The sequence below is a fragment of the Clostridium sp. HV4-5-A1G genome, assembly GCF_900184915.1.
GTDB lineage: Bacteria > Bacillota > Clostridia > Clostridiales > Clostridiaceae > Clostridium_B > Clostridium_B aromativorans.
The window spans coordinates 1-19019 of record NZ_FXYI02000018.1 but is presented as its reverse complement, the minus strand read 5'-3'; the positions used below and the strand labels follow the sequence as shown (position 1 = coordinate 19019).

The 19019-nt window shown below is 36.8% G+C and carries 17 protein-coding genes; 2 read left to right on the top strand and 15 right to left on the bottom strand.

The features are described 5' to 3' along the window. Nucleotides 1-7 precede the first annotated feature (7 nt). From J5G60_RS03695 to eutM, 4 genes are read right to left on the bottom strand one after another with little or no spacing between them, the layout of a single operon-like run. Complete coding sequence (locus tag J5G60_RS03695) at nucleotides 8-682, bottom strand: propanediol/glycerol family dehydratase medium subunit (RefSeq protein ID WP_150355914.1); 675 nt, start codon at nucleotides 680-682, stop codon at nucleotides 8-10. Between the two features lie 19 nt (nucleotides 683-701). Next, complete coding sequence (locus J5G60_RS03690; protein WP_150355915.1) at nucleotides 702-2366, bottom strand: propanediol/glycerol family dehydratase large subunit; 1665 nt, start codon at nucleotides 2364-2366, stop codon at nucleotides 702-704. A 42-nt stretch (nucleotides 2367-2408) separates the two neighbouring features. Then, on the bottom strand, nucleotides 2409-3296 hold the full coding sequence (gene pduB / locus J5G60_RS03685; RefSeq protein WP_150355916.1) for a propanediol utilization microcompartment protein PduB: 888 nt from the start codon (nucleotides 3294-3296) through the stop codon (nucleotides 2409-2411). A gap of 19 nt (nucleotides 3297-3315) precedes the next feature. Then, nucleotides 3316-3597, bottom strand: a complete 282-nt coding sequence (gene eutM / locus J5G60_RS03680; protein WP_150355917.1) for an ethanolamine utilization microcompartment protein EutM — start codon at nucleotides 3595-3597, stop codon at nucleotides 3316-3318. Nucleotides 3598-3901: 304 nt separating this feature from the next. On the opposite strand from eutM, the gene J5G60_RS03675 reads away from it, so the two are divergent. Beyond that, nucleotides 3902-5122, top strand: coding sequence for a sensor histidine kinase (locus J5G60_RS03675; RefSeq protein ID WP_150355918.1), 1221 nt, complete (start codon nucleotides 3902-3904; stop codon nucleotides 5120-5122). A gap of 24 nt (nucleotides 5123-5146) precedes the next feature. Then, entirely contained in the window at nucleotides 5147-6703 is a 1557-nt protein-coding gene (locus tag J5G60_RS03670) for a response regulator (RefSeq protein ID WP_150355919.1), read from the top strand. Between the two features lie 86 nt (nucleotides 6704-6789). Here the strand turns inward: J5G60_RS03670 and J5G60_RS03665 are convergent, their stop codons facing one another. The 11 genes from J5G60_RS03665 to fdhF all read right to left on the bottom strand — a co-directional run bounded on the left by J5G60_RS03665 (nucleotide 6790) and on the right by fdhF (nucleotide 18967). Beyond that, nucleotides 6790-8196 carry a sigma-54 interaction domain-containing protein gene (locus J5G60_RS03665; protein WP_150355920.1) on the bottom strand — a complete coding sequence of 469 codons (1407 nt, stop codon included), beginning with the start codon at nucleotides 8194-8196 and terminating at the stop codon, nucleotides 6790-6792. A gap of 339 nt (nucleotides 8197-8535) precedes the next feature. Further along, nucleotides 8536-9102: a 4Fe-4S dicluster domain-containing protein gene (locus J5G60_RS03660; protein ID WP_150355921.1), complete on the bottom strand. Its 567-nt coding sequence runs from the start codon at nucleotides 9100-9102 to the stop codon at nucleotides 8536-8538. 4 nt (nucleotides 9103-9106) lie between these two features. After that, the gene (locus tag J5G60_RS03655; RefSeq protein ID WP_236035098.1) at nucleotides 9107-10504 is read right to left on the bottom strand and encodes a [FeFe] hydrogenase, group A; all 1398 of its coding nucleotides are present in this window, start codon (nucleotides 10502-10504) and stop codon (nucleotides 9107-9109) included. Nucleotides 10505-10537: 33 nt separating this feature from the next. Continuing rightward, nucleotides 10538-11095, bottom strand: a complete 558-nt coding sequence (locus J5G60_RS03650) for a 4Fe-4S dicluster domain-containing protein (RefSeq protein ID WP_150355922.1) — start codon at nucleotides 11093-11095, stop codon at nucleotides 10538-10540. A gap of 105 nt (nucleotides 11096-11200) precedes the next feature. Beyond that, complete coding sequence (locus J5G60_RS03645; RefSeq protein WP_150355923.1) at nucleotides 11201-11956, bottom strand: 2Fe-2S iron-sulfur cluster-binding protein; 756 nt, start codon at nucleotides 11954-11956, stop codon at nucleotides 11201-11203. 13 nt (nucleotides 11957-11969) lie between these two features. Next, nucleotides 11970-13769, bottom strand: coding sequence for an NADH-quinone oxidoreductase subunit NuoF (locus J5G60_RS03640; protein ID WP_150355924.1), 1800 nt, complete (start codon nucleotides 13767-13769; stop codon nucleotides 11970-11972). Continuing rightward, on the bottom strand, nucleotides 13769-14260 hold the full coding sequence (nuoE, locus tag J5G60_RS03635) for an NADH-quinone oxidoreductase subunit NuoE (protein WP_150355925.1): 492 nt from the start codon (nucleotides 14258-14260) through the stop codon (nucleotides 13769-13771). The genes J5G60_RS03640 and nuoE overlap by 1 nt, the downstream gene beginning before the upstream one ends. 59 nt (nucleotides 14261-14319) lie before the next feature. Beyond that, a complete protein-coding gene (gene fdhD / locus J5G60_RS03630) occupies nucleotides 14320-15108 on the bottom strand; it encodes a formate dehydrogenase accessory sulfurtransferase FdhD (RefSeq protein WP_150355926.1) in 789 nt (262 codons plus the stop codon). A 3-nt stretch (nucleotides 15109-15111) separates the two neighbouring features. Then, nucleotides 15112-15639 (bottom strand): molybdopterin-guanine dinucleotide biosynthesis protein B, encoded by a 528-nt coding sequence (mobB, locus tag J5G60_RS03625; RefSeq protein ID WP_150355927.1) that lies wholly within the window; start codon nucleotides 15637-15639, stop codon nucleotides 15112-15114. After that, on the bottom strand, nucleotides 15617-16816 hold the full coding sequence (locus J5G60_RS03620) for a molybdopterin molybdotransferase MoeA (protein ID WP_150355928.1): 1200 nt from the start codon (nucleotides 16814-16816) through the stop codon (nucleotides 15617-15619). The genes mobB and J5G60_RS03620 overlap by 23 nt, the downstream gene beginning before the upstream one ends. A gap of 12 nt (nucleotides 16817-16828) precedes the next feature. Further along, complete coding sequence (gene fdhF / locus J5G60_RS03615; protein WP_150355929.1) at nucleotides 16829-18967, bottom strand: formate dehydrogenase subunit alpha; 2139 nt, start codon at nucleotides 18965-18967, stop codon at nucleotides 16829-16831. Between the last annotated feature and the right edge of the window lie 52 nt (nucleotides 18968-19019).

The following is a 19019-nucleotide window of genomic DNA, read 5'->3' as shown; positions in this document are numbered from 1 at the left end:
TTCACCCCTATTCAAAACTTACTTTTAGTTCGACAGGTTTAGCACTTCTATTCACATGCTCAGTTTCCTTTATGTGAAGTATTGCAGCTTTTGCCTGATATTTCGGTCGTGCCATCTGATCATTTACAACTGGTACTGGATCTGGAGACTCACCTTTAGCATATCTGGCTGCATTTTTGCCTATTGCCCTAAAAGTCTTCTTGTCAATCAACGGTGCCTGTGAAAACAACTCCAGGTTATTTAATGGATCCAAATCTTTTTGATGAATAACCGTGGTGCCCTTTGACTGTATTCCTATGCCAACACCTGAGCCACTTAACTTAGCTGCAGCATGAGCTATAAAAGCCACATCAGAGGTATTTAAAACCCTTATAAGCCTGTAGGAAATCCCCTCTTCTTCTATGCCTGCAAGAATTTCTCTCAGGACTTCATTGTGAGGTATTCCTATTATAGTTTCAGTTTGGTATAATCCAAAAGCCGGCGCCAATCCCACTACTACTTCATCACTCTTCTTACCCCGTTGTGCAGGACCTATTTCCTCTATTTTCATGTTTCCCACTTTGGAGGCTGGAGCATCGCCGCCTGCAGAAGTACTGTTATGAGATCCACCAGATTGCAATTGCTCTAAAACTTTCTGCACTATAGACTCTATTAATTCCTCGTTAGATACTGAATTTACCATATTCCAATCCCTCTCTTTCTTACATTTTTTCAGGATCTAGAGCAAATGTTATGTCTTTCAATTTATTCCATCTTTCTCCCTCTACTCTATAACCGGTTCCAGGTCCCATATAGTCATTTTTATCATTGACAGCACTTATAACATTGAATTTATTATCAAATATTGAAGATGCATGCAGATAATCTCCCGCTATCCTCTGTCTCAATATATTGAGGACATTTTCAGCTACATCTTTAAAACCGCCCTTATAAAGTCCCTTTACTATATCCAATCCAGTTACTCCTCGGGACAATAATTCCTGAGCTGCCTTCAGATCTTCCACTACATTTCTAGCTGGCATATCCTTGCTTCCATGGGCATAGGTTGCAGCTTCAACTTCCTCATCGGTTATAGCAGGGAGCCCAAGCTCTTTAAACAGTGCCTGCATTGCTCTAGCTGCCTTATTCCTAGCTGCCACTACATCTTCTTCTTTTACCGGCTGAAGTCCTCCATCAACTTTAAGGTCTCTCTGAAGCACTATCCAATCATCATAATCCTCCGCATCCCAGTTGGAACCTGCAAACATGTTGTCGTAGTTTGGAGTTGAACTATAACCGGAACATATAAAGTCAGTTCCTGGTAAGAACTGCATCATTGTCCTTGCAGTTTTTCTAATATCTGAATGTGTGAAAGTCTGGTCATTACTTGAAGCAACTTCAAGATCCAGCATTTCAGTTATAAGATTTTCACCCAATACTGCCCTTATTCCTCCTGGTACTGCTGCTGGAACACCTATACAGCTGACTGAACCATTTTGAAGGCCTTGAACTCCGGCACCCTTTGTTATCATTATGCATCTTGCTTCCAGATAGAGCATGGATTTTCCTTCTGCATAACCCATCTGAACTTCAGAACCGGTTCCAGAAGTAAACCTCATTTTAAGTCCCCTTGAAGCATAAGCCGATGCAAGAAAAGCTTTTGAATATGGAGTATCATCACCATCTACAAATACATTTTCCGTACCGTATACGGATATTGTTTCTGCATAAGCCGTATATCCAAGCATACCCAATCTAAGCTCTGTAGCTTCCTCCAACGAGCACTGTGTCAACACTCCAGGTCTTCCTGTCTGTGCTCCCACCAGAATTCCAATTGCATTGAATGGTGCATATCTCACTATACCTACGGTAGTTTCCATTTCCGCAAAGCCCCTGATACCTGATTCAGCAGCATCTGCTGCAATCTGTACCGGATTATCCCGCACATTGGTAACATGTGCCTGGTTGGCAGGTGTTTTCCTTGCCCTCATCTTCTGAAGAGCCATCATCATTTCAACTACATTTAATTTATCAACTACTTCCACCAATTTTGCCGCAGTAAGTGAAGTTGTTATCTTTATTATTTCATCTCTCGAAACATTTATATCAACCAGCATTCTTGCAATATCAGTTGAATCCAGTGCCATGGCTTTTTCGGTATTCTCTAGATTTATTGAATGATCTGCTAAAAAAGTGTCTATAAAATCAAACTCTTCCCTCTTTTTTCCATCCATTTCGACTACTTTTCCATTCTCCAATTTAATACTTGGAGCTGGATCACTTGGACTTCCTATTGCTATAAGCCCAACTTCCGGCCATTCTTTAACATACCCATCTTGATGAATCGGTCTTTTCTCTAATACTTCAAATCTCTTGGATCTTTTCATTAACTAGAACCCTCCTTAAAACATATTAAACCCTTTAAATTTTTAAATATAAGGTTTACCAGTAGTAGACACAGGATTCTGTCCCATTGATCTTGCTATAGATAACCCCACTTCTCTAGCGGCAACTACCGATTGTCTTACAGCACCTGAATCTCCAGTTATAGTTATGATAACCTCATTTGTATAGGAAGTCCCTCCATTTCCAGGACTTGCATAACTTACCAGGTCAACGTTTGCAGTTTTGAGCGCTTTATCTGCCATTACCACTCCCAATCCTGCCGGAGCCCCTACTATTATGCCAAAAGATTTTCCTATTGGAGCACCAAAGGCCTTGTTCAATGCATAGCTTGCCCTGGCAGTGTAGTGAAGTTCCACATGGCCTGCATCAAATCCATAAACATCTCCAAAGGTTCTGTTCGTATCCCTAAGTGCAACTTCCACTGCCCTTCTCGAATCCGATACATCCTCTGAAGCCAATATGATCAAGGCACCATGTCCTGCACCGCCTTTAGTATCCCTTGGAAGTTCGATACTTACAACTTCCGTATTAGTAGCTTTTACAGCCTCATCTGCAGCCATTATCTGTGGGCCTGCCCCTGTTCTGTCACTTATGATTCCTATAGAACGATATTTCTTGTCAATACCCATTTTTTCATGTAACATACTGTCAACATTTGCAATTACCAGTCCAACTGTATCCCCATAGTTTGATGTTCCAACATACTCAGTTATTGGTGATGGTGCACTCATTGAATCTACCTCCCTCTCATTATCTATTTTATTTTCTTTTCGAATATCATTATTTTGCCTTTGCATTAAATTTTCAGATGAGGATTTTATAATTTTATTCAGCTGTTCTTGATCAAAATTTTTCAAATCCACCTTTTTTCTTATTTCATCTAAAACCTTCTCTATTAACTCATTATCCATCATATCTACCCCTAATCAATTATTCTGAAATTTTAGGTAATATTTTTTCCACGTCTGTATGAGGTCTTGGAATAACATGTATTGATACAACCTCTCCTACTCTCTTAGCTGAAGCTGCACCGGCATCTGTAGCTGCTTTCACTGCGCCTACATCACCTCTTACCATAACAGTTACAAGCCCTGAACCAATTTTTTCATAGCCTATAAGAACTACGTTTGCTGCTTTTACCATTGAATCGGCAGCTTCTATTGCTCCTACCAATCCTCTTGTTTCTATCATTCCCAATGCTTCCTGTCCCATAGGAACACCTCCATATAAATAATATTAATTCTTAAAATTAATTTTACATTACTTTCGCATACTTATTTTGCAAATTATTGATTAATTTAATACATATATTAACTAATTTAATTTGCACTTTTTATATCTATTTATGTACTTTTTTTACATTTGGATTTGATAAATTTATATTTCAGGTTATAATTATATATAAATACAGCTTCTGTATGATTTGAATATTTTCAATTGTCTAAAGATATGATAATATGAATTTATATATTGAATTTATTTATAAAAAATCTGTTTTACATTATGAGGTGTTTATATGGATGATTTAGAGCACTATACATTGGATAAACTTATAGATGTAGGTTCTCTGCAGGACATACAAGACAAGTATTCTAAATTGACAAATCTATCTACCATAACTGTAAATAGAAATGGCGTTCCCCTTATTAAGCCCAGTAATTTTTCAAAATTTTGCAACCTCATCCGAACCTCAAAGGAAGGCTACAGGAGATGCATAAATTGCGATGCCATGGGAGGAATAAAATCTTCTAAATTAAAAAAGCCCATTATCTATCGCTGCCATACGGGACTTACAGATTTCTCTGCCCCTATAATTGTGAATAATGTTCACATTGGATCAATGCTTTGTGGACAAGTATCCATAAAGGAAAATGATACAAGAAATTCAATTAACTTAAAAAAGATTTCTAAAGAATTGTATCTGCCATTGGATAAGTTAGAAACTGCTCTGAAAGAAATAAATATAGTAGCTTACGAAAAGATAAAAAATTCAGCTGATTTTATGTATATGTTTGCAAATCTCATTGCCAAAATGGGAGTTGCCAACATCACTCATTCTAAGCTGTTACAGGAAACCAAGGAAAAAATGAAGTTTCAGCAATTAGCCAGGGATATTCAAATAAAATCCATTCAATCTCAAATCAACCCTCACTTTCTATTTAACACATTGAATACCATGGCCAGCATGTCACTCTTAGAAAGTTCTAACAACACTGTAGAACTCATATATGCACTGTCTGATATATTGAGATATAGTTTAAGAAATTCTGATAAGATGGTAAATATATCTATTGAAATAGACAATATAAAAAAATATCTGTACATCCAATCTGTAAGATTTAAAGATAAATTAAGTTATAAAATAAATATCTCGGACAATGTGTTGAATTGTAAAATTCCCGCCATGACCCTGCAGCCCATAGTAGAAAATGCCGTCATACACGGTATAGAACCCAAAAAAGAATTTGGAAAAGTTTATATAGATTCAGAAACTGTAGCGGGAAACTATGTAATTTTCAAAATTCAAGATAATGGGGTGGGAATAGAAGCTGCAAAATTAAGATCTCTGAAAGATAAAATGAATTCTTCAAGTAGAGATGATTCAAATATCAGTATAGGGATCCAAATAGTTCAGGATAGAATAAAATACTATTTTGGAGCACAATACGGAATTGACATTAAAAGCTCACCTAATGTGGGAACAACAGTTTATATTAAAATTCCACTAGTACATTAAAATTTAGCGGAGGTGATTATATCAATGTATAGATTGCTAATTGCGGATGACGAAACATTAGAGCGTCAAGCTATGAGACTTGTATTAAGAAAATCCTTCAAAAATCTAGATATTGTTGAAGATGCTAAGACTGGAAGTGAAGCTATACTATTTGCCAAAAAATATAACCCTCACATAATTATAATGGACATAAAAATGCCTGAAAAAAATGGACTTGAAGCCCAAGAGGAAATATCTAAGTTTCTTCCAAACGTAAAAACTATTATACTGACTGCTTATGATGACTTCAACTTTGCCCAAAATGCCATAAAGCTTGGAGTAAAAGATTATATTTTAAAGCCGGCAAAACCTTCAGAAGTAAAGGATTCCATAAATAAAATATTATTTTTACTTAAAAAAAGAGATAAGAACTTTACAACTCTAAACAACAATAAAATTGATTCTGATAAAAATATAATTCATACTGCCATAGATTTTATAAATAAGAATTTTAATAAAAATATAAGTTTGGAATCTGCTGCTGAAGAAGTACATCTAAGTCCTCAGTATTTTAGCAGATATTTTAAATACAATACAGGTATAAATTTTATAGATTATCTATCCAAAATCCGTCTGAAAGAATCAAAACGCCTTTTAACTACTACAGACAAGAGTATAAGAAATATAGCTCTTAGTGTAGGATATATAGATCCGGCATACTTTAGCAAAGTTTTTACCAAATATGAAGGACTGTCTCCCAATAAATATAGAACCTTCAAAAAAAGCATACACGTCAATTCAACTTATATGAATTTAGATGATGTAGAGGAAAAAGCATCACATGTATACAAAATTGAGAATATGGTAAAACAGATAAATGAATTCACTTTAACTTCACCCTATAACAGAATTTCAGAATTAAATAATATAAGAATTTTTGATGCGCCATTAATAGGAGTCGCTCAAGCCCGGGATCCATTATTTTTAAAATTAAAGGACAGTACAGTGGTAGATCCCAGACACTTAACCCCTAAAGAGTGGATGCCTGAAGCAAAATCAGTTATATCCTATTTTCTGCCTTTTTCATCTGCTATTAGAAACTTATTTAAAAACAAAAACTCTGTTTCTTCACTAAAGTGGACTTATGAAAAAATCGAAAATATGTCCTTTGTCAATACGCTCTGTAAATTTATATCCAAAAACATAGGAGAAATGGGAGGAATTTCGGTCATTCCCTCAATAAGTCCAAGATTTACAGTGAAAAACTATAAAAGCAATTGGTCAGAAAAACATATAGCATTTATATCCGGACTGGGAACTCTCAGTTTGAATAAAACTCTCATAACTAAACGCGGTTGTGCAGGAAGGCTTGGAAGTATAATTGTAAGCATACCTTATAAAGCCACCAAAAGGGCTTATAGTGGAGTTTACGATTACTGCAATTCCTGCGGAAGCTGCATCCAAATCTGCCCGCATCACGTTATTGGCAGATACAATAAGGGAAATATATCCTGTACCAATTTTTTATGTCAGAAATGCCAGCTGTCAATGCCCTGCGAATACAAAATTCCCTTAGAAGCCAGGAAAAAAATAGCAAGATAATTATCCAGTGATTCCTGAATTCAGGTGGAGTTTACCCTAAAGAATGTTTTCTTCACCTGAACTCCAGGAAAATTTATTTTGTAAGATCATTTTTTATTGTATGAATTCAAATCTATACCGTACTTATTTATCTTTCTATATATAGTAGCTTTACCTATCTTCAATAATTCAGATGCCTTCATGGCATTACCGCTGCAATACTTAAGGGCATTTCTAATGCACTTCTCCTCTACAATTTCCAGAGGTAAAACTTTATTTGATGGATCATCAACTGCTTTCATGTCACTTTTTGTGCTTTTTTCCATAAAATATCTTGAAGTTATCATATTGCCTTCACAAAGATAATAGGATCTCTCTACTATATTCCTGAGTTCCCTTATATTCCCTTCAAAACCATGCTGATTTAATTTTTCCACATAGGAAGAATCTATATACTTGGGCTCAGAGGGGTTTTTGATATTCAATCTATTTACAAAGTGCTGTGCTAAAAGTTCTATATCTTCTTTTCTGTCCTTTAGAGGTAAGAGGTGAATGCTCATCACATTAAGCCTGTAATACAGATCGCCTCTAAAATTTTTATTTGCTATTTCGTCCTTAAGTACTCTGTTTGTAGCTGCAATTACTCTTACATCTATAGGCTTTTCATAATTCCCCCCCACTCTCACTATTTTGAGATTGTCCAAAACCCTCAAGAGTTTGGATTGAATATCCAGGGGAAGTTCACCCACTTCATCCAAAAATATAGTTCCTCCATCTGCCAGTTCAAATTTACCAGGATTTCCTCCTCTTGATGCTCCAGTAAAGGCTCCTTTTTCATATCCAAATAATTCACTTTCCACCAGTTCTCTGGGTATGGCTGCACAATTTACAGCCACAAAGGGTCCCCCATTTCTACTGCTGTAGTTATGAATGGATTGTGCAAATACCTCTTTTCCCGTACCGCTTTTGCCTTCTATAAGTATATTGCAGTTCGTTTTGGCTGCTCTTTTAGCCAGCTTTATAATGGCTTTGACATTCTCACTTCTTGTAATTACATCATCAAAGGTAAAAGATGCCTTATATCCCACTACATTGTTTACCATTCTATGGAGCTTCCTGGTGTCCCTAATGGCAAGCACCAATCCTATTATTCTCCCCCGTAATTTCACAGGAACCAAATTTACAACACACCTTATTCTACTCCCATTTATATAAAAATTACAATCCTGTGAAAATTTGCTTTCTCCCGTAAGCACCACAGATTTTAACACATCATCCCTCAGTATTTCATTCAGGTAAGTTGTATATATAGCTTCTTCTTTTATGCCCAATATTTTAACAGCTGTAACATTAACTTTTTTTATTAAAAGATTCTCATCTGTAATTATGAGTCCATCATAGCAGCAATCAAAAATTGCCTGAAGTATAAAAGAGGATATATCGTATTCTAATATACTGTCCATATCAATTCTGCACATGTTACTTTCCTCTTGAATAAAATCGAAATTCTCCACCGTCTTATTCTCTCCTTTAAATATTTCAAGTGTAGTATTTATTTAAAGTATATCATATTTTAAGATTGAATAAAATAAAAGCAGTATCAATATGATAAATATGTTTTTTATAATATCATATTGATACTGCTTTTTATCATTATGATATTAAACTTAAAACCTACCTCATCTGCAGCCATTTTACAGCTGGCATAAAAATTGCTGTATAATATCAATGAATATACGTTTGAAAAACATTTTAATAGTTCTAGACTTAAAGACCTAAAAACTCAAGATTATTTCTAAGTAAAATGTTAAAGTACAGTTCAAAACTGTACTTTAACATTTTACTTTAAACTTTTAGCCAACCCTGCACTCATTTGCGGATTTCTTTTTTACAATATTTCCACTGTCATCATAAGTTACCAATTGAAGAGCCTGTGTTGGGCAAACTTCTATACAGGCCGGACCATTTTTTCTTCCCCTACACAGATCACATTTATTTGCCACTATCTTATCTTTCTCCTCCTGTACGGCTTTGTCTTCACTTACTACCCTAAATCTGTTTTTTAGTGTTTTTTCTCCCTCTTCATATTCTGTAACCAACTCTATAGCTCCGTAAGGGCAAGCTATAAGACAGCTTTTACATCCTATACACATATTTTTATTCACAAACACAAGTCCCTCTTCATTACTAATTGCATTTACAGGACATACCCTTAAACACGGAGAGTCCTCACACTGTCTGCACTGTACCGGTACACTTACCTTAGCATTTTTTATTACATTCAACCGCGGGTTAAAATTTATCTTTGAAATACTGACATTAAAAAAATCTTCTCCCGAATGTTCAATGGCACAGGCAGCCTCGCAAGTCCTGCATCCTATACATTTATTTGGATCAGCCATTACAAAGCAATTCTTCATTTTTTTAATTCTCCCTTTTTCTAGACTTGTATTCTGTATGCAGCAATTCATGAGATCTATAACCCAGAGGCTCCTCTAAAAAATCTTTATATAATTTCTTTATTGCAGGGTTTTCATGTGATTTTCTAAATTTTAGCTTTGAATCATGCACATACAAACCTTCTTTTCTTTTATTATAAGCATTTTCCCTGTCGGATTCAAATATTACCTTAGGCTGGCCGCCTCCACTTATACATCCTTGAGGACATGTCATAACTTCTATAAAATGGATATGACATCTTCCATTTTTTACACTCTCCATCACTTCTTTTACATGTTTTAAGCCGGAAACAACTGCCACTTTCAGCTTAAAATCGCCTAAATCCACCTGGGCTACCCTGAATCCTTCACCGCCTCTGACCATAGTCAGATCTATTTTAGGTATAGGTTTTTTAGTGTAGAGTTCATATCCCGTCCTAAGTGCTGCCTCCATAACCCCACCTGTAGAACCAAATATAGTTCCAGCTCCAGTATATACCCCAAGCGGTGCATCAAACTCTTCCTCCTGCAGCTCATTGAAGTCAATATGGGCATCTTTTATCAAATATGCCAGTTCTCTGGTAGTTACTGCTACATCCACATCTCTATATCCACTATCCTGCATCTCATCTCTTTCACACTCAAATTCCTTACAGGTGCACGGCATTACAGATACCGTATAAATCCTCGCAGGATTAACATCGTCAACTTTTGCTCCATATGTTTTAAAAATAGCTCCTGCCATCTGTTGAGGTGATTTACAACTTGAAAGATGAGGAAGGAGTTCAGGATAAGTCTGCTCCATATACTTCACCCAGGCAGGACAACAGGATGTAAACATAGGAAGTACACCTCTTTCCGTTATCCTCTGCAAAAGTTCACTGCCCTCTTCCATTATAGTAAGATCTGCTCCAAAATTAGTATCATATACCCTATCAAATCCAAGTTTTCTCAGTGCGGCTGCCATCTTTCCAGGAGTCAAAGATCCAAGAGGCAATCCAAAATCCTCTCCCAGAGCAACTCTTACTGAAGGAGCACATTCTACAATTTTGAACACGTCCCTGTTTTTCAATATATCCTTAATTCTTTTTACTTGACTTACATTATATGCCGCAAAAAGCGGTTCATTGACATCTTCCAATAGCCCTCTGTCAAATAACCTTTTACTCATAGGAGTAGGAACTTCATCATATACGGACTCATAACCCTTGCACATCTGAATGCATTGTCCACACATTATGCATTTATCTTTGTTTATGAACTGTGGTTTACCCTCCTCTCCCTCTATGGCATCCACCGGACACACCTCTGCACACCTTCTGCAACCTGTACACAATTCTTTATCTATATTTATAATAGGAATACCTGTGAGCATATAAAACATTCCCTTCTTTCCCTAAATTTTAATAACTACCTATCAAACATCTCCATTTACTTCAAGCAGCTCCAATGCAGCCTTTACACTGCGGTCCTTCTTACTCTCCCTTGGATCCACTACTCTAAGAGCATCTTCAGGACATTCTCTGACACAGGCTGGCTCTCCGCCTTCCTCTTTGCATAAATCACATTTATAGGCTGCAACTTTAATTTTAACTCCAATTCCTCCTGTAACTATTTTGCTTTCAATTCTCGGCAGTAAATTTACCGCCCCCACCGGGCACACCAACGCACAGGTATTACATCCTATACACTTTTTCCCGTTTACAATTATACTCCCATTCTTTTCAACTATAGCCCCTACTGGACAGGAATTTGCACAGGGAGCATCCTCACAATGCCTACACTGTATCGGCATAACCGTTCCCTTATTCTGCACTAGAAATCTTCTCGGAGTTACAACACCATTCATAGTTCCAATAGTACGTCCTTGATTATTTTTCTCTCTATGCTTTGCAGCACAGGCAATTTCACAGGCTCTACATCCTATACATTTATCAGGATCTACTATTACAAAGGAATTAAGATCTGGTTTCATTTGACTTCACCCACCTTTCATTCATTTAAAACTTAACGTGTAAAATACCATTCACAATTAAAATATATTATAAAAGACAAGCTATTAGCAGGACAAATCCACACTTTATACCGTTTCAAATATATCCTTTATATCCTTAGCGGCAATTTTCTTTTTACAGGTGCTGCATAAGAGTTTTTCAGGCGGATCCATATTTAATCTGCTATAAGCATATTTTACATGTTCTTCTGTTGCAAAATATTTTCCACACAGATCACATTTTACCATTTTAAACTTCTTGCCCCATATTTTTCTCTCTCCATCCCAGTCCACCACTTTTATTGCATTTGTAGGACACACATTTGCACAGGAAGCACAACCTATACAATCAGGTGAGGGGTCTCCATAGGGAGTGGATACTTTTTTATATATTCCTCGATTGACTGTGGATATGGCACCGGCTCCAAGTTCTTTGCAGGCTCTAGCACAGAGTCCGCATAAAATACAATTTTCCTCCATGTCCAGTTTAAACCTCTTCACTCTTTTCTGTTCAACTTCAAAAGCCCTGGCAAGTTCTGCCACTTCTTTATTGGCAGGACACCTCGCCTGAAGCAGCATGACTATATTTTTTCTCATCCTTCTTATCTTATACGAATTAGTCACGACCTCTACTTCCTTACTTATAGGAAATATACAGGAAGTTACAACTTTAGAACGCCCTCTGTCTATTACCTCTACTATACAAAGTCTACAACTGGCAAGTCCCGGAAGTGCATCACTGTGACATAAGGTAGGTATATATATATTATTTCTTCTGGCCACTTCCAATATAAATTCTCCAGGTTCAGCTTCGCATATTTTACCATCTATCGTAATCTTCATATTTGCCTCCTCCTTATAGAACTTTGACAGCGTCAAATCTGCACATATTAATACAGTTGCCGCATCTCAGACATTTATCAGCATCTATTTTATGAACTTTCTTCACCTCTCCCGTAATACATTCAGCAGGACAATTTTTCCTGCAGACATCGCATCCTACACATTTATCTTCATCTATGCCAAACGTGGTAAGTTTTTTACAAACTCCTGCCCTACATCTCTTATTTCTTATATGTTCCTCAAATTCATCTCTGAAATACCTAATAGAGGCTATTACAGGGTTAGGTGCACTTTTCCCGAGACTGCACAATGATGCCTGACTGGTCATAGAAGATATTTCAAGAAGTTCCTCTATATCTCCTTCCTTGCCCTTGCCATCGCATATATCTGTCAATATCTCCAGCATCCTCTTTACTCCCTCTCTGCAGGGTACACATTTCCCGCAGGATTCCTCTGCTAAAAAGCTCAGGTAATACCTGGTTACATCTACCATACAAGTTCTGTCATCCATTACGATCATTCCACCCGAACCCATCATAGAATCTGCCTTCACCAAAGTATCATAGTCAACTTTTAGATCCAGGTATTCTTCCGGCAGACACCCTCCAGAAGGTCCCCCTATTTGGACAGCTTTAAACTTCCTGTCATTTAAAACTCCTCCGCCTATATCAAATATTATCTCTCTCAATGTAGTTCCCATAGGCACTTCCACAAGGCCGGTATTTTTAACTTTTCCAACCAATGAAAACACCTTCGTTCCCTTGCTCTTTTCCATAGTACCTATAGAATGATACCAGTCTCCACCTTTTTCAACTATTATAGGAACATTTGCCCAGGTTTCTACATTATTTAAGACAGTTGGCTGTCCCCAAAGGCCTTTTTCAGTGGTGTGTATATATTTGGCCCTGGGCTCACCCACTTTTCCCTCTATAGACGACATGAGAGCAGTCGACTCACCGCATACAAATGCTCCTCCACCCCTTACTATCTGTATATCAAAGGAAAAATCACTTCCAAGTATACCTTTACCAAGCAAATTTTCTCTTCTCGCCGCATCTATGGCCTTCTGCATATTCTCTACAGCAAGCCCATATTCATCTCTTATATAGGCAAATCCATTGGTTCCCCCTACTGCGTAGGCACAGAGAATCATACCTTCTATTACACTGTTTGGATCTCCTTCCATTATGCTTCTGTCCATAAAAGCCCCTGGATCCCCTTCATCACCGTTACAGACTACATATTTAGGTGTAGTGTCAATATCAGCGGCAGTTTTCCATTTACGTCCTGTGGGAAATCCCGCTCCTCCTCTTCCTCGAAGTCCTGATTTTGATATCTCCTCAAGCACCTGTTCGGGTTTCATGGTATTGATAGCTTTCTTTAGAGCTCTATAACCTCCTCTTTCAACGTAATCTTCAATACTAGTAGGATCTATTTCTCCTACATTTCTAAGAGCAATTTTATTCTGTCTTTTGCAAAACTCACTTTCCTTGTGATTTCTGAGCCTTTTTTTAGTGGAAGTTTCAAAATAAAGCAGCTTATCTATAATCTCACCATTGACAAGAGTTTTCTCAACAACATTTCCTACATCCCCAACTTTAACTTTAAAATACGCAATATCGTCTGGATATATTTTAAGCACAGGACCTTTTTCACATAATCCATCACATCCCGTAGCCTTAAGCACAACATCTATATTTGAATTTTCATTCAATTTGGCTATCTGTGATTTAAGCTCTTTATATACCTCCATACTTCCCTTAGCTAAACAACCTGTACCACAACACACATTGACAATCTTTTTATCACCCATTATTTCCCACCCCTATACTCACTGAGAATTTCACGGACCGACTTTGGAGTCAGATTTCCATAATACTTTTCATTTATCATCATTACAGGTGCTATAGCACAGCAGCCTATACAGTTGACTGTATTTATAGAAAATTTTAAGTCTTTGGTAGTTTCCCCTGGTTTAATTCCTATTGCTTTTTCAAGTTCGTCCATCACAATCATGGATCCTGCAACATGACAGGCCGTTCCATCACATACTGTTATTATATTTTCTCCCTTTGGAGTGAGACTCAAAGCTTTATAAAAAGTAGCCATACCATATAACCTACTAAGAGGAGTCTCCAGATATACAGCCAGGTTTTCCAGAGCTTCTCTGGGTATATATTTATATTTTTTCTGTATATCCTGAAGTATTGCAAGGGTATACCGCTGCTCCTTAGGATATTTTTCAATTACATCCCGTGCAGATAGATCACCACTTTTTAAACCTTGTTTCAATACATTCTCCATTTTAAATTTCACCTTCCTTTAATAATATTTTAATATTCGCTAAATTGTCCCTATGCCAGTTATATTATTCGCTGGGGATTTGTATATACATTCATTCTCCTCTCCCTTACAAACCCTACTAAGGTGACATTTAAGGCCTCAGCAAATTTTATTGAAAGATACGTAGGTGCAGATTTTGATATCACTATTGGAACTCCAAATCTGGCAATTTTAAACACCATCTCAAAGGAAACTCTGCTGCTTACAAATAGTATCTTATCCTTTAAATTAATACCCTCCATAAAAGCTTTCCCCAATAATTTGTCCACAGCATTGTGCCTGGCTATGTCTTCACAAATGGACACTATATTGTATCCATCACAAAGAGCAGCACAGTGAACTCCACCGGTATTTCTAAAAGCATCAGAGTAAGACAGACTTTTTTTCATTAAATCATAGATTATTTCTCCCTTTACATGGACATTTTCGTTTTGTATTCTCCCTATTTTAAGAGAATTCATTATATGTGAAAAAAACTCAGTGCTGTCTTGCTCATTAAAATTATGGGGAAGTACTTGTTTTAAGTAGTTGGAAGTATCTATATCTTCACAATTTAAAAGTACTTCTGCCCTTCCCATTTTCTCATCTATTTTTACAGATTTAACTTCGTCATAGGATTTTATAATACCATGAAAAATCAAAAATCCTACAGTCAATTCCTCAAGTTTTTCCGGTGTACACAAAAGCACAGTTAGATGCCTTCCATTTACAAATATATTTAGGGGATATTCACATATGGCCAATTCATCCACAACTTTGCTGTGTTTCCCATCATACTTGCTCACCTTGATTTGAAATGTCTTGTCCATACTTTACCCCTCCATAAAATTTGTTTCAATAAAATCCGTTATTTCTTCTATGTTATTCAAATCCAGTACAGGTATATCCAGCTCCATATTTTCATCACTGGCAACAGCTGCAAAATTCGTAAAATCACCACTGCAGTTTCCATAGATCAGTGTGGAATTTACAGATTTTCTATAAACCTCTATCTTGGGAAACATATTATTCTTAAACCCTTCAACTATTATAATATCCATATCTTGAAAAAGTTCCAAAAGTTTCTCTATGCTCTCCCTTTTTTCGGTTTTTTTTATCAAAGCCACCTTATTGTCTGAGGCAATTACAACACTGTCCGCCCCAGCTTCAGCAAACCTATAAGTGTCTTTTCCCGGATGATCTATCTGAAACTCATGCACATCATATTTTATAACACCTGCTTTATATCCTCGTTTTTTAAGACTTTTTATTATTCCCTCTATCAACGTAGTTTTTCCCGAATTAGAACCAGCTGAAATTATAGAAACAACGGGCTTCCTATTTAAATATGAATTTGCCATTTAAAATATCTCCAGCTCTTACAGACTTAATTCCCTTTTTAATAATTATCACACCATTTGAACGGGTTAATGTAAAAAGTGCATTTGAGCTCTGCATTCCAGTATTACGTGCATAATACTTTCCGTCTTTTTTTTCTATGTTCACATATATATAATTATCTCTGTCACCTTTTGACTTAAAGTCATCCTCTAAAATCACAGGAAACTCATCATTTATTACATCCTTTCTGCCCATCATTTTCTTTACAGCTGGTGTTACAAAAATTTCAAAAGTATTTATAACAGATAGAGGATTTCCCGGAAGTCCAAAAAACAGTTTATTTTTGAAAGTGGCAAAAGTAACCGGCTTGCCAGGTTTTACTTCCACAGATGTAAACTTTATATCCGCCCCTATTTCATGAAGAACATCTTCTATAAAATCATAATCCCCTACGGATACACCGCCTGAGGTTATGACTATATCCCCTTCTTCAAGTGCATTTTTTACTGCACCTAGAATTTTTTCCTTTTGATCCTCAACTATTCCATAGGATTTTACACTTACATTTAAATTCTTACTTAAAGCCACGAGAGCATATTCATTACAATTTCTAACCTTTCCCTCAGTTATCTTGTCATCTACACCCACAAGTTCATCACCAGTGGTTATAATTATAATTTTAGGTTTTCTATAACATTGAACCCTGCCATATCCTAGAGAAGCCAGCATCCCTATTTCTGAAGGCCTTAAAAATGTTCCCCTTTCAAAAACAGAGTCACCTTTTTTTATTTCTTCCCCTTCCATCAATACATTTTTTCCCTCACAGACTTTTCCACAGACTTCAAGTTCATCTTTACAGGTCTTCACTTTCTCAATCTGAATAACTGCATCTGCACCTTTTGGTACGGCAGCTCCTGTCATTATCTTTATAGCTTCTCCCTTTTTTATCTCAGTTCTAGGAACATCTCCTGCTTTTATGGATCCAACAATTTTAAACTTTGACTGTCCTTCCCCAGTATCAGTGCTCTTTAAAGCATATCCATCCATAGATGACTTATTAAATGGAGGTAAATTATCTTTTGAATTTATATTTTCCGCCAGTACCCTGTTCAAAGCTTCATTCAGTGGAATCGTTTCACTTTCAAGTAATGATGCATTATCTAATACTACATCTAAAGCTTTACATAATTTTATCAAAATATATTCCCCCTATTGTACTTTTGCTCCCATCTTTCTCTTTATTTTATCATATTCTTCTTTTACATATTTTTCCGCTTCTATTTGATCTTCTATAGCCTCTATTTTAACGGCACAATATTTTAATTCTGGAGTTTTCGACACAGGATCAAGATTATTAGAGGTAAGCTCGTTACACGCACCTATCCACCACTGATACGTCATATAAACTGCACCTCTGTTTACCCTCTCTGTCACCAGCGCCCTGGCTAAAACAGAACCTCTTCTGGAGCTTATTCTCATAATCTGTTCATCTTTTATCTTAAATCTATCTGCATCCTCAGAATTAATCTGCACATATCCAGGTTCATCTGCCAGCTGCTGAAGTGCCCTACAATTACCGGTCATGGTTCTAACAGAATAATGCCCTGCTTCCCTTACAGTGGAGAGAACCAGTGGATATTCTTCATCTACAGATTCTACAGGAGGCCTCCATTCCGCAGCAAAAAGATTTCCCCTGCCTGTTGACGTATTGAATTTATTGCCTTCATATAGATAAGATGTACCTGGATGATCTTCTGAAGGACATGGCCATTGAATTCCTCCCAGTTTATCCAGTCTTTCGTAGGTTACCCCTTTAAAATTAGGACATAGATTCCTGAGTTCATCCCATATTTCCTCCGTATTATCATAGTGCATAGGATACCCCATGGCAGAGGATATTTCGGAAATTATCTGCCAGTCAGGCTTAACATCTCCCTTAGGTTCTACTACTTTTCTAAACCTTTGAAACCCTCTATCCGCACAGGTGAATACACCCTCATGCTCTCCCCAGGAAGTAGCCGGTAAAATCACATCTGCATAAAGACAGGTTTTATTCATAAAAATATCCTGAACTATGACAAATTCCAATTTCTCCAATGTCCTTCTCATCTCTTCGGAATCAGGATCACTTTGAACCGGATCCTCCCCCATTATATAATACGCCTTTAACTTATTTTCTTTAAGAGTCCTGCGGGGAACTTCTGTCAAATGACACCCTATTTTATTTGAAAGCTTGACCTTCCAGGCTTTTTCAAATTTACTCTTGATTTTATCATCAGTTACACTCTGATACCCAGGATATACATTGGGAAGTACTCCCATGTCACAGGCGCCCTGAACATTGTTCTGACCTCTAACCGGCCCTATTCCCACATTAGCCCTTCCAAAATTTCCAGTCAAAAGTGCCAGTGATGCCAATCCCTTGACCACATCTACAGCTTGTGCAAACTGACAAACTCCCATTCCATAGAGTATCATTGCATTTTTAGCACTAGAATACATTTCCATAGCTTTTACTATATCCCTGGCATTTATATTGGTGATTTTTTCTACATACTCAGGAGTGTACTTTTCCACTATTGCACTGTATTCTTTAAATCCGCTGGTATGATCTTTAACATACTCTTCATCATATAATTTTTCATTTATAAGTGCATTTGCAAAACCATTTACAAGAGCCATATTAGTTCCATTCTTTATAGGCAGCCAAAGATCAGCTATTCTTCCTGATTCAGTTATACGTGGATCCACCACTATAACTTTTGCACCCTTCTGCTTTGCATTAACTATCCTTTTGGCAACTATAGGATGTGAAGACGCCCCATTGTAACCAAAAATAAGCAGTAAATCAGTATCATCTATTTCATGTATTCCATTTGACATAGCACCATTTCCTAAAACACGAGCCAGACCGGCTACAGAAGGAGCATGTCAGACTCTGGCACAGTGATCTACATTATTGGTTCCCACTGCTGCTCTCATAAATTTTTGCATAACATAGTTTGCTTCATTTCCCGAACCTCTGGCACATCCTGTGCCCATTATTGAATCGGGACCATATTTTTCTTTTATGTCCAACAATTTTGAAGCCGTAAAATCAATAGCTTCCTTCCAGGACACTTCTTCCAGCTTATTATTTTTTCTTATCATAGGTTTATTTAAACGAGCTGTTAAAATCTTGGGATCATTCAAAAAGTCCCAACCAAAATATCCCTTTAGGCACAGTGAACCATCATTCGTCCTACCATTAGCTGGTTCCGCCTTAATTATTTTATTATCTCTTACATATAAATAAAGGTTACATCCTGCACCACAATAGGGGCATACTGTTAAAATTTTTTTATCCATATCCATTCCCCCAAACTTTATATATTAAAAGTTTATTATATACTTTTATTTC

What these genes read in the sequence shown, in the direction of transcription:
- eutM (WP_150355917.1), bottom strand. Translation starts at nt 3,597, where the DNA reads ATGGGACAGGAAGCATTGGGAATGATAGAAACAAGAGGATTGGTAGGA.
- pduB (WP_150355916.1), bottom strand. Translation starts at nt 3,296, where the DNA reads ATGGATAATGAGTTAATAGAGAAGGTTTTAGATGAAATAAGAAAAAAG.
- J5G60_RS03645 (WP_150355923.1), bottom strand. Translation starts at nt 11,956, where the DNA reads ATGAAGATTACGATAGATGGTAAAATATGCGAAGCTGAACCTGGAGAA.
- fdhD (WP_150355926.1), bottom strand. Translation starts at nt 15,108, where the DNA reads ATGGACAAGACATTTCAAATCAAGGTGAGCAAGTATGATGGGAAACAC.
- J5G60_RS03675 (WP_150355918.1), top strand. Translation starts at nt 3,902, where the DNA reads ATGGATGATTTAGAGCACTATACATTGGATAAACTTATAGATGTAGGT.
- J5G60_RS03640 (WP_150355924.1), bottom strand. Translation starts at nt 13,769, where the DNA reads ATGGGTGATAAAAAGATTGTCAATGTGTGTTGTGGTACAGGTTGTTTA.
- J5G60_RS03655 (WP_236035098.1), bottom strand. Translation starts at nt 10,504, where the DNA reads ATGTTTTATATGCTCACAGGTATTCCTATTATAAATATAGATAAAGAA.
- J5G60_RS03690 (WP_150355915.1), bottom strand. Translation starts at nt 2,366, where the DNA reads ATGAAAAGATCCAAGAGATTTGAAGTATTAGAGAAAAGACCGATTCAT.
- mobB (WP_150355927.1), bottom strand. Translation starts at nt 15,639, where the DNA reads ATGGCAAATTCATATTTAAATAGGAAGCCCGTTGTTTCTATAATTTCA.
- nuoE (WP_150355925.1), bottom strand. Translation starts at nt 14,260, where the DNA reads ATGGAGAATGTATTGAAACAAGGTTTAAAAAGTGGTGATCTATCTGCA.
- J5G60_RS03650 (WP_150355922.1), bottom strand. Translation starts at nt 11,095, where the DNA reads ATGAAACCAGATCTTAATTCCTTTGTAATAGTAGATCCTGATAAATGT.
- J5G60_RS03695 (WP_150355914.1), bottom strand. Translation starts at nt 682, where the DNA reads ATGGTAAATTCAGTATCTAACGAGGAATTAATAGAGTCTATAGTGCAG.
- J5G60_RS03660 (WP_150355921.1), bottom strand. Translation starts at nt 9,102, where the DNA reads ATGAAGAATTGCTTTGTAATGGCTGATCCAAATAAATGTATAGGATGC.
- J5G60_RS03670 (WP_150355919.1), top strand. Translation starts at nt 5,147, where the DNA reads ATGTATAGATTGCTAATTGCGGATGACGAAACATTAGAGCGTCAAGCT.